This window comes from Streptomyces sp. NPDC017676, from assembly GCF_044329325.1.
GTDB lineage: Bacteria > Actinomycetota > Actinomycetes > Streptomycetales > Streptomycetaceae > Streptomyces.
The window spans coordinates 2,110-10,536 of sequence record NZ_JBIRJA010000045.1; the positions used below are offsets into that span (position 1 = coordinate 2,110).

Below are 8,427 nucleotides of genomic sequence, written 5' to 3' on the forward strand. Positions count from 1 at the left end.
CGCCCTGTACGACTCCGGCGCGCGCTCGGGAGGAAGTCCTGCCCGGCCGCGTGTGGCTGGTATGCGGTCCTCGCCGCGGAGGTGAAGGCCGGCTGCATCGCCGTTGTGGTCGGTTACGGGGCGGTCGGGAGGAAGTCCTGTCCGGCCGCGTGTGGCTGGTATGCGGTCCTCGCCGCGGAGGTGAAGGCCGGCTGCATCGCCGTTGTGGTCGGTTACGGGGCGGCCGGGAGGAAGTCCTGTCCGGCCGCGTGTGGCTGGTATGCGGTCCTCGCCGCGGAGGTGAAGGCCGGCTGCACCGCCGTTGTGGTCGGTTACGGGGCGGTCGGTCTGTGCGGCGTCATCGCCGCGAAGGAAGGGGCGCTGACCGGATCATCGCCATGAGCCGGTGCGAGTGGCGGCAGGAGCCGGCGGCCGAGTTCGGCGTGACCGCCATCGTCGGCGAGGAGGGCATCGCCCGGATCAGGGAGCTGACCGGTGGCCTCGGCGTGGACTCGGCCCTGGAGCGCGTCGGCGCCGCCGGGTCCACGTGGCAGGCCGCGTGCTCGTCCCGCCCCGGTGGCAGCGCCGGCGTCCCGCTGGAGGTGGCCGTCGACGGGCAGGAGCTGTTCTTCTCTCAGGTCGGCGTGCGCGGCGGTCCGGCACCCGTCCGCGGCTTCCTGCCCGACCTGGTCGACCGTGTTCTGCCCGGCCGGATCCAACCGGGCGGGGTTTTCCACCTCACCCTGCCCCTGGACCAGGTCAGTCACCGAGGGCTGCCGGGCGATGGGCGAGCGACGAGCGCCGCGTGGTCGAAGCCCTCCTGGAGCTTTGACCGTGCGGCCGCGGGGGGTTACTGTCCGGCCGGGTTGAGGTAGGTGCCCGGGTGGGTGGCGCCGTCCTGCTTCAGGATCTGGCCGCCGAACGGCCACTTCAGGGTGAAGTGCTTCGTCTCGTTCGGCGGGGTGACCAGGAACTGTGCGGGGACGAACTTCTCCTTCTGCGGCGTGGGCCTGGCAACGGGGAGCAGGTTGATGCTGAAGTCCGTCGTGTCCCCCCGCCCCAGGGTGACCTTCGTGGGCTTCTTGGAGGAGCGCGTCAGGGACCAGGTGCCGTCGGTCCTCTGGGCGCCGACCATGTCGACACCGGCGAAGCCGGACAGGGTGCAGGTGCGGTTGCTCTTGTTGGTGGACCAGATGAACGCCTGCGTCTGCTTCCCGGTCCGCCCCATCTCCGGCTTCGCGTCGTCCCCGGTGGCGAAACCGGCCTTCAGGTCGGCGGTGTGGCAACGCGTCGGCGCGGCCTTGGTGGTGGCGGCGGAGGCCGGGACGGCGGCGACGGCGGTGCCGGCGGCGACGATCGCCGCAACGGCCACGGCGGTCGTTTTGGTCTTCATGACGTGTTCGGTTCCCCTCGAATACGGCTCGGTGCGCGAGGTCAGTGCGCACCCCCGCACCGGGAGACGCTCGATGTCCGGCGGAGGTTCGGTGCGCCGGGCAACCTTTTCCGCCGCCTGCGGTGGGGGCAAGAACTCGTGGAGGCGCGGGAATGTTCGCCGGGAAGGTGTGGTTGAACAAGGCGTGATGGTGAAGGGAACTGTGTCCCCGGGCCTCATCTGTCGCATGCGAGGACGATCGTTCGGCTGAAGCCTCGCATTGCCTTTCGCCGCGTAGGCGACCGCCCTTCACGATCACACCCCTTTGCGGGGGCGCCCTGGCCGGCACGCCGGCCGGGGCGCTCTCGTTTCAGTCGCCTTCGCCGCCGGCCTTGTCCGGCCGTCCCCCGCCGCGCTACGGCCGCTTCTACCCACATTCCTCGGCTCCGGGCCCTCGCCGGGCCGGGCCGTCCACGCCGTCGCCCTTACCGCCGCGCGGCCGCCTCGCGCCGGGCCGTGGCGGCCTGCCGCCGTCACCTCGGGCCCGCACCCGCCTGGCTGTCCTGCTGCGCGTGCCCGCCGTCCTCCTGCTCCCGCTGCGCTCGTGGGCCGTCCCGCGGCGGGCCGCCCGTCGCGCCGGGCCCCTGGGCCGGCGGCCGGAGGGGCCCCGCGCCCGCGTGTCTGGGCCCGGCCGTCCTGCGCCCGGGCCCGCCGCCGTACTCCCGGCGCCTTGCCCGCCGTCCGCTGCCCGTGCCGGACCCCTGCCGTTCTGCGGCCGCGCGGCGCCGTGCACGAAGACGGCCTCCCGCCGTCCGGCCGCCGTGGCCCCGCCCGCGCCCCCTGGCTGTCCGCGTCCGGCCTCCGGGTGCCCGTCGGCGGCCCGGCCGTCCCGCCCACCGCGCCGCGCCGGTCGCTGGCCGTCCGCAGGCTTGCGCCGAGCTGCGCGGTGTTCTGGCGGCCCGGCTGTGCCCGGCCGTCCCGCCCGCGCGGCGCCCGCCGACGTCCGCCAGTACGCCCGAGCCCTGCTGCACGCCGCCGCGCTGTCCGAGGCCGAGTGTCCCGCCGAGACGGAACAATTGCGCCGGGCCCTGGTCGAAGCCGGCGAGGTGGACCTCGCCCAGGCCACGGCGACCGACTGACCGGCCGGGCCCGGGCGCCACCGGGTCGGGGTCGGCAATGAGCGGGAGACGACTGCTGACTTGCCTCGGCCCGGCCTGCCAACCGGCGCCGCGTTCTCACGGTCCCGACGGGCTGAGCCGCCCTGGCCGCGCCGCGTCCGCTCAGTGCGGACGACCACATGTTCACCGCCCCGGGGCGTGCCCGGTCGTGCGGCACCTGTCCGCCGTTAGTCCGTCCCGCGTGCCGCCCGCCGCCTGCCCACTGTTGCGGAGGCCGGGCCGCCTGCTGTCCCCTGTCCTGCGGCCGCGCCCTGCCCGCCCCACCCGCCCCGCCCGCTGCGCCGCTTCCTGTCCGCGCCCGCTGCCGTATCCTGCGCGTCTCCGCGCCGCTGCCCGGTCGTCTGGCGTGCCCGTGCCCGTGCCCGTCGTGCTCGTGTATTGCCGCCCGTGCCGGTGTGTCGTGTTCCCTGCCCGCTCGTGCGCTGGCCGCCGCACCCCGCCGGCTCGTGCGCTGGCCGCCGCACTGTGCCGGCTGCTGGGTTGGGCCTGCGTCCGCTGTCCCGTTTCCGTCTGTCCGGCCGTCCGAGCCGCCGCCCTGCCGCGCCGCTCCTGCTTCCTCGCGGCCACCCTCGGCGGTCCCGGTGCCGGCCCCCGCCGTGGCCCCGGCCGCGCCCGACACGGGCGATAGCCACCGCCAGGAGCAAGGCGAGCGGCGGCGCTGGGGGTCCCGCGGCGGCTGACCACCGCGGTCCGCCCGCTGCGCGGCGTTCTGGCGCCCCGGGCGTGCCCGGCCGTGCCCGGCTGTGCGGCGTCTGACCGCCGCCTGCGCGAGCGTGATCCCGCCGGTGGGCCGGGCAGCGTTCGCCCGCGTCGCCGCTCTTCACCGCGGTCCGATGGACGCCGGGCAGCGTGGGCTCGCCTCCTCTTTCGTCCTGTCCGAGCGACTGCTGCGGGCGGGTCTCGGCCCGGCGGGCGCCTCAAAGACCACGGCGGTGAAGCCGGTGGCCCACGCCGTGGACGCGGCCAGCGGACGCCTGATCCCCCTCGCGCCGTCCTGCCGTGCGGCGAAAGTCCTCGGCGACGACCTTCAGCTGCGCGCACCCTGCACTCCTGGCTCCACCAGCGCACCCGCCTACCCGACGGGAAGCGACGACACGTTCGGACCGGTACGCGATCCCCGACAGCGATGGCCACGCCGCCGGCTGCCATATCGGCGCATCCGGGCCGCCGGGCATGACGGTGTACGGCACCTACGAGACGTTCTGCGCCGATCCCACGCGCAAGGGCCCGGACGCGGCGGGCGGCTGCACCGGCCCGAAGACGGTGGAGCACTGGACGTCCTCGGTCGCCGGCCGCCCCGTCCCCGACACCCATCTCCCCTACGCCTCCTGCCTCGTGGGCACGTACGGCCGGACCCGCAGCGCGGCGCAGGCTGCCTCGGTCGATGCGGCCGTGTACGAGTGGCTGGCCGGCGGCACCTACGGCACCGACGGCGCCTGCGGCAAGCAGGGGCCGGCCTCCCGGGAAGTGGACCCGTCCGCCCGGACGACGGCGCTCGGTTTCCTGGCCGAGGCCAAGAAGTACGCGGGCCCCTCCCGGCGGGCCCGCCGGGAGGGGCCCGCGCGGCGGGCCCGCCGAGACCGCATCGGCATCGCGCCGTCGCCCTGGAGAGGGCTGGACCGCTCACATGGACGCATTTCCGGGCTGCGTGCTGCCCTCTTCCGGGTGGAGCAGGCCCGGCCCGGGGGCCTGATTTTCCGGCTCTCCGCGTGACGCCACCCACGAGAGGCAGGTCACGTCCTACGCGGGATCGTAGAGCCGCACAGCGGTCTGTCGCACAGGAAAGCCACAGAATGACCGAATTAGGGCAATTTCTACGCTCTTGGGTAGTAGGTCACATTCTTGCCTCCCGTTCTCGCGGTCGCTAACCATGTCTGTCGTCGCCGCAAGCAGCGGGCCGGGCGGGACCGCCGGGACCGTCCATGCTCGCCGCGCCGTGCGGGGCCTCGCCCCGACGCCCGACAGGCCGCGACCGGATGAACCGGCCGGCGCCTCAAAGACGTCCCGTAGGAGACCCCCATGACCGCGATCACCGCTGCCTCCCGCCTCACCCGTCTGCGCAACCTGGCCGTCACCGGCCTGGTCACCACCGGCGCCGCGGCCGCAGCCCTGACGCTGACGCCGGCCACCGCCCACGCCGCCGAGGCCCCCAAGGCCGCCCCCGCCATCGCCTCCAAGACCGCCGACCCCGCCGGTGCCAAGGGCGCCGCGAACAACCTCGACGCCTGGATCAAGCAATCCCTGGCCATCATGAAGACCAAGGGCATCCCGGGCACCTACGAGGGCCTGCACCGCAACATCATGCGCGAGTCCAGCGGCAACCCCAACGCCCAGAACAACTACGACGTCAACGCCAAGAACGGCACCCCCTCCAAGGGCCTGCTCCAGGTCATCGACCCCACGTTCAAGGCATTCCACGTCGCCGGCACCGCCAACAGCTCCACCGACCCGGTCGCCAACATCACCGCCGCCGCCAACTACGCCGCCCACCGCTACGGCTCCATCGACAACGTCAACTCCGCCTACTGAGCCACTGCAGCGGAACCTTGCCCAGCTACAAGCTGCTGCTCGACATGAGCGTCAAGCAGCAGCCTCCCCGACAGGCGACAACCCGCCCGCCAAGGCGACAACCAGCGTGAGCCGGCCCACTCGACACGGTCCCATCCGGCGTGGAGCTCCCGACCTCACCAGCGCATGCCGAGCTGGTCCAGCTCGGCGCGTCGTTCGGGGGTGACCTTGTCGGCCCGGCGGCGGGTGTTGTCCAGCCACGTCCCGAGCTTGATGTCGACCGCGGCGCCGTCGACGTCCAGGCGTTCGATGTGCTTCCGTGCGGGGCGTAGGTGCCCTTCGCGGGCGTGGTACTGCCGGGCCGCGCGGAGGTTGAGTGCCCACTTGTCGTCTGCGGTGAGCTTCCCGGGCCGCGCCCCGGGGCCGGCGGGCTCCAGGGCGAGCGTGCTGCCCAGGAGCCACTGCTGCGCGGGGGACAGCTTGTCCCACCCCTGCCGCTGCGCGAGCGCCCATGCCCCGAGATCTTCGCCCTGGACGACGAGTTCACCCGCCCGCTCGGGGAGGGTGCCCCCAGCTCGGACGTGGGTGCGGGTGAGGGTGAAGCAGCGCTGCCACGCCACGGTCCACCCCAGCGGGCACCATCCCGGGTCGATGGCCCCCAACGCCTCCAGACGACTCTCCGACAGCTCCCCAACGCCCACGGGCACCGTTTCCCCAGCCGCGCGCCGCTCGGCGTTCTCCAGAGCCCTGCGGGCCTCCGCGCGCCGGTTCTTGGCCCACACCCCGATCGGATAGCCGCCGTCCCCGACCGCGTTGACCGGGGGCAGGAAGTGCCCGTGTGCGGCGGCCCATGACCGGGCGACCGTGAGACCTTCCTCCCACGCGACGTCGTAGTGGGACCAGACCATACCCAGCGCGTCGAGCTGCTCGACGCGGGAGGCTTCCAGGGTCCCCGCGTTGTAGTAGCGGCGCTGATCGGCCAGCCACCGCCCCAGCGGAAACCCGGCGACCACGCCGGCCGACCCGCCCCCGCTCTCCCCCTCACCCCCACTCTCGACCTCGGCCTCGGTCTGGGTCCTGTTCTCGCCCATCACGTAGTCGTACGGCACCCGCAGCTCTCCGCCGCCGTTCTCCCGCAGCCACCGAATGGCCGCCGCGATCCCGCGCCGCCAGTACGTCTTCTCCGGATCGATCACCCGCAACTGCACGAACTGCGCCAGCAGAGCGGGATCGCGCGGAGTGCTGAACCGCAGCAGCGCCCCCGCCGCCTGGCTCACCCACACGTCATCCCCGCCGCCCACGTCCGCCTCCGGGCCGCCCTCGGCGCCCTGGTCCAGACCCTCGTCGTCCTGGTCCTGGCCCTCGTCATCCTCGGCGCTCTCGACGCTCAACTCAACCTCCGACAGCGGCACTTGGGCTGCCTCGTCACCGGTCCGGCGTCCGCTGCGCTGCCGTGGATCGGCCAGCGCCTCGATCGTGTCCGCGTCGTGCGCACGGAGCGCCCCGAGCACCCTCGCGAGGGCCCCGTACGCATCCGACGTCAAAAGGTCATCGACGTCCTCATCCGGACCGAGGAACACAGGCACCACCAAAGACGCCAACTTCCCCTCACCCGGACTCAAACGCAAGGCGCGCCCGACCATCTGCACGATATCGACCATGGACCCCCGCGCATCACAGAAAGCGACCGCATCACACCGCGCCGTATCCACCCCTTCCCCCAGCACTTTCACAGAGCTGAGAACACGCACCACGGCCGGAATATCCGACCGGGCACCACCGATGAAATCGGAAGCGAACTCGGCCAGCACCTCACGCCGATACCCAGGGGCGTGCTCCCCGTAGAGCCAGTCCGCCCAGACCCGCTCCGCCGCCGGGAACGTCTTCGGGTCGTCCTCGGCGAACCGGGCCGCCACCGACGCAACGCCCCGGGCCATCGCCTCCGCCTCCGACACCCGGCTGTGAAACGTCAGGATGCGCCGCAGCCGCTCCCGCGCCGCGGCCGTCAGCAGCCCAGCCTGAAGGGCCGCGAGCCGCGCCCCGCGCACCCGGTCCGAGCCCCCCGCTTCCTCGGCGAGCGCGGCGTACAGGCCGGGGTCCCGGATGTCCAGGCACACCACCTGATACGGCGCAACGATCCCCCGCCGGACCGCCTCCGACAGCTTCAACTCGTACGCCACAGGCCCGAACACCGTCGAGTCCTCGTCCATGCTCGCCACCAACCGGGGCTGCTCGCCCTCGGCCTGCCACACGCGCGGCGTCGCCGTCATGTAGAGCCGCCGCACCGCAGGAATCCGCGCCTGATGGTGCACCGCCGCCCACGGCTTCAGACCGTCCCCACTCGTCCTGTGCGCCTCGTCCACCACCATCAGGTCCCACACCGGCAACCCCGCCTCGTGCGCCCGCTGGAGCTTGCCCAGCCCCACCGCCGCGTAGGTCGCGAACACAGTCACCTGATCCAGGTCCTGCACCCATGACAGGAGTTCATCCGGGTCGGTGGTGCAGGGGATGCCGTCACTCTCCTCGGGCCGCAGGTCGCACACCCCGACCATGGCGCCCCGCCGGCCGCCTCGGCGCCAGGCGCCGGCCATCTGAGTCAGCAGGTCCCGCGTCGGCACCAGGACCAGCACCCGCCGCGCGGAAAGCCGCCGCGCGGATTCCACGGCAATCAGCGTCTTGCCCGATCCGGTAGCAGCGATTACTTGCGTTCGCAGTCCCTCCGGAGGAATACGTCCCCCGGGCGGTTCCTGAAGGTAAGTCACCACGGCGTCCACGGCTTCCGCCTGATGCGGCCGCAATTCGATGTGAGGCATTCAGAGGCCCGCTTGGGTTGCAGAGGTGACGAGTTGCGATCCATCGGCTTCGTGTCCGTGGAGTGAAGTGTTGTAGGGCTGGTCAGCGGTTGTTTTTGGGTGGATGGGCCGCTGTCATGACATGAGAGATTGATGGACGGAACCGCTGTCGTGGGGCTTTATCGCACGGCGGTGATGCTGTCTCAGGTTGTGAGCTCTTAAGGGGAGGAACCAGGATAGGGGGTGCGTGCTGAGCCCAGACTCTATCCCGAAGATACATCATGACGCACGACGGTTGAGGACGGTCCGTCAGATTGGCTGGTTCTAGCGTTGGTTGGTGTGTCAGGGGTGGTAACCCCCCGTCTTGTGAGGGTCGATTCTGTGGGCTTTCGTGATCGCGTTTGAGCGCCGCGCTTCATCTGATCTTGGGGGACTGGGTGAACCTCCGGCCGGCGGTAAGGCTGAGGGCACGTCAGTTCACCACCGCCCGTCTACTGCTGCCACTTTAGGCGGGCGCGGAGCGCACGCCGTTCGCCCGGTGCCGGGCCGCGGAGCGGCCCAGCACCGGGCCGGAATCCGGCGGAGCCGGATTCCCCTC

The 8,427-nt window shown here is 72.4% G+C and carries 5 protein-coding genes and 2 pseudogenes; 5 read left to right on the top strand and 2 right to left on the bottom strand.

What is annotated here, in order from left to right; translation table 11 throughout:
- Positions 1-252 precede the first annotated feature (252 nt).
- Positions 253-849, top strand: a pseudogene (locus ACH4LD_RS42830) (zinc-binding dehydrogenase); the annotation flags it as partial.
- Here the strand turns inward: ACH4LD_RS42830 and ACH4LD_RS42835 are convergent.
- Entirely contained in the window at positions 830-1,372 is a 543-nt protein-coding gene (locus ACH4LD_RS42835; RefSeq protein ID WP_398059858.1) for a DUF4232 domain-containing protein, read from the bottom strand. The pseudogene ACH4LD_RS42830 and the gene ACH4LD_RS42835 sit on opposite strands and share 20 nt — an antisense overlap.
- 944 nt (positions 1,373-2,316) lie before the next feature.
- Here ACH4LD_RS42835 and ACH4LD_RS42840 point away from each other — a divergent pair.
- The 4 genes and pseudogenes from ACH4LD_RS42840 to ACH4LD_RS42855 all read left to right on the top strand — a co-directional run bounded on the left by ACH4LD_RS42840 (position 2,317) and on the right by ACH4LD_RS42855 (position 5,058).
- Positions 2,317-2,490: a hypothetical protein gene (locus tag ACH4LD_RS42840; RefSeq protein ID WP_398059860.1), complete on the top strand. Its 174-nt coding sequence runs from the start codon at positions 2,317-2,319 to the stop codon at positions 2,488-2,490.
- 872 nt (positions 2,491-3,362) lie between these two features.
- Positions 3,363-3,509: pseudogene (locus tag ACH4LD_RS42845) on the top strand (AAA family ATPase); the annotation flags it as partial.
- 193 nt (positions 3,510-3,702) lie between these two features.
- A complete protein-coding gene (locus ACH4LD_RS42850; RefSeq protein ID WP_398059861.1) occupies positions 3,703-4,242 on the top strand; it encodes a hypothetical protein in 540 nt (179 codons plus the stop codon).
- 306 nt (positions 4,243-4,548) lie between these two features.
- Positions 4,549-5,058: a transglycosylase SLT domain-containing protein gene (locus ACH4LD_RS42855; RefSeq protein WP_398059863.1), complete on the top strand. Its 510-nt coding sequence runs from the start codon at positions 4,549-4,551 to the stop codon at positions 5,056-5,058.
- A gap of 155 nt (positions 5,059-5,213) precedes the next feature.
- Here the strand turns inward: ACH4LD_RS42855 and ACH4LD_RS42860 are convergent, their stop codons facing one another.
- Positions 5,214-7,850, bottom strand: coding sequence for a Helicase associated domain protein (locus tag ACH4LD_RS42860; RefSeq protein ID WP_398059864.1), 2,637 nt, complete (start codon positions 7,848-7,850; stop codon positions 5,214-5,216).
- Positions 7,851-8,427: the final 577 nt, after the last annotated feature.

Bases quoted from the DNA above. Each gene is read 5' to 3' on its own strand.
- ACH4LD_RS42835 (WP_398059858.1), bottom strand. From the start codon at position 1,372: ATGAAGACCAAAACGACCGCCGTGGCCGTTGCGGCGATCGTCGCCGCC.
- ACH4LD_RS42850 (WP_398059861.1), top strand. From the start codon at position 3,703: ATGACGGTGTACGGCACCTACGAGACGTTCTGCGCCGATCCCACGCGC.
- ACH4LD_RS42855 (WP_398059863.1), top strand. From the start codon at position 4,549: ATGACCGCGATCACCGCTGCCTCCCGCCTCACCCGTCTGCGCAACCTG.
- ACH4LD_RS42860 (WP_398059864.1), bottom strand. From the start codon at position 7,850: ATGCCTCACATCGAATTGCGGCCGCATCAGGCGGAAGCCGTGGACGCC.